Source organism: Aureibaculum marinum (assembly GCF_003813905.1).
Lineage (GTDB): Bacteria > Bacteroidota > Bacteroidia > Flavobacteriales > Flavobacteriaceae > Aureibaculum > Aureibaculum marinum.
Map to the genome: position 1 here is coordinate 1 of NZ_RPFJ01000057.1, position 846 is coordinate 846.

Annotated in this window: 1 protein-coding gene; it reads left to right on the top strand. The window is 29.4% G+C overall.

What is annotated here, in order from left to right:
• Positions 1–291: 291 nt before the first annotated feature.
• Positions 292–720, top strand: coding sequence for a hypothetical protein (locus EGM88_RS14430; protein WP_123899133.1), 429 nt, complete (start codon positions 292–294; stop codon positions 718–720).
• Positions 721–846 lie beyond the last annotated feature (126 nt).

Sequence of the window (846 nt, forward strand, 5' to 3'; positions counted from 1 at the left end):
AGAGAGGGGATTTTCAATGTTGACGAAGTCTCAAGCTTCTACGTATATAATAACCTTATTCCTCTCTTTTGTCTTTTCTGATTTATGCTTAAATTTAATGAATTGTAAACTTAAGACGTATATAATTTATTGCTAGTTCTAGCCTACTTACGAAAATCCTCGCGGATTTTCTATTCGGTTTTTATTTGTTAACTTAGTTGCTTAACCACGCAACAAACCATATACAAACACGTTGTGTGTAATTTAACGCAACCAAACTCAGATTTGAACATCTAAAAAATAAATGAAATTATGAAAAAAGTGATTTATCTTTTTGTCTTGACTTTAGGAATTATTTCTTGTAATTCCGATGTGGAAACACAAATTAGTAATTCGGATTTAGTCGGGAAATGGAATTGGACAAATACAGACGGAGGTATTGGGAATAATATTCACGAAACACCAACAACTTTAGGAAAAACAGTTCATCTAACTTTAATGGACAATTATCATTTCTCAATATCCGAAAATGGAAATGAAATATCAAGTGGAACTTATGAATTGACTTTAAAAAAATCTATCTATTCTGGAGAAATGGAAAGATTTATTCAATTTCCTGAAAACCAACAATATTTAGGAATTGTTACAAGAGGAATAATTAAGACTTACGAAACAAACAAACTTGATATTTCTGACAATAATCACGACGGAATTGGAAGCGGATTTATAAAAATTGAATAAAAAACTACACACAACAAAGTACTGTGGTAAAAAACAAGTAAAAACTCATTAATTTTTCACTAAAGTACTTTTATAAGAATCATCATATATTAATCCTGATTTAGCAATGGCAAAGGCTTGTTTTAA

Coding starts and splice junctions, on each gene's coding strand:
- EGM88_RS14430 (WP_123899133.1), top strand. CDS start 292: ATGAAAAAAGTGATTTATCTTTTTGTCTTGACTTTAGGAATTATTTCT.